A 443-nucleotide genomic window follows, 5' to 3' on the forward strand; every position below is an offset into this window, starting at 1 on the left:
CACTTGGTCTGCTCCTCAGCCTTGAACCAGAGAGCGATTTCTCTGTTGGCAGAGTCAACGGAGTCAGATCCGTGGCAGATGTTGCGTCCAACATCAATGCAGAAGTCTCCTCTGATGGTTCCGGGGGCGGAGTCGAGGGGGTTGGTGGCTCCGAGGAGGGTTCTTCCGGCCTTGACTGCGTTCTTTCCTTCCCAGATCATGGCGACGACGGGGCCGGAGAGCATGTAGTTGACGAGGCCAGCGAAGAAAGCTTTTCCGCTGAGGTCCTTGTAGTGATCCTCAAGGAGTTCGCGGGTAGGCTGAACGAGCTTGAGGCCGGCAAGGTGGTATCCCTTCTCCTCGAAGCGGGCAATGATGGGGCCGACCAGACCGCGCTGGACTCCGTCAGGCTTGATCATGATGTAGGTTCTCTCCATAGATTTGTTGAAGGATTGTATTATAAC

Annotated in this window: 1 protein-coding gene; it reads right to left on the reverse strand. The window is 56.0% G+C overall.

The genetic code is table 11. The features are described from left to right. The coding region (ndk, locus tag H7U32_RS10375) for a nucleoside-diphosphate kinase (protein WP_204469939.1) at positions 1 to 416 on the reverse strand (416 nt) is incomplete at its 3' end. Positions 417 to 443 lie beyond the last annotated feature (27 nt).

It is taken from the genome of Bifidobacterium pullorum subsp. saeculare, from assembly GCF_016899725.1.
In the GTDB taxonomy this organism is placed as follows: Bacteria; Actinomycetota; Actinomycetes; order Actinomycetales; family Bifidobacteriaceae; genus Bifidobacterium; species Bifidobacterium pullorum_C.